The sequence below is a fragment of the Streptococcus sp. HMSC071H03 genome (genome assembly GCF_001813035.1).
Classification (GTDB): domain Bacteria; phylum Bacillota; class Bacilli; order Lactobacillales; family Streptococcaceae; genus Streptococcus; species Streptococcus anginosus.
Genome location: NZ_KV811169.1, coordinates 268367 through 268659, shown reverse-complemented (window position 1 = coordinate 268659; position 293 = coordinate 268367).

Below are 293 nucleotides of genomic sequence, written 5' to 3'. Positions count from 1 at the left end.
TTTGTACTCTCAAGATTTAAGTAACTGTAAAACTGACTCAGTGACGATCTCAAAGCCCACAGGTTTTTGTACTCTCAAGATTTAAGTAACTGTAAAACAATCTATAACAAGCTAGAACAGCCAAGACAGTTTTTGTACTCTCAAGATTTAAGTAACTGTAAAACAGTTGTGAAAATAAGAGAGTATCTAATTCAGTTTTTGTACTCTCAAGATTTAAGTAACTGTAAAACATAGTTAATGGTAAAAATTCCATATAACGAGTTTTTGTACTCTCAAGATTTAAGTAACTGTAA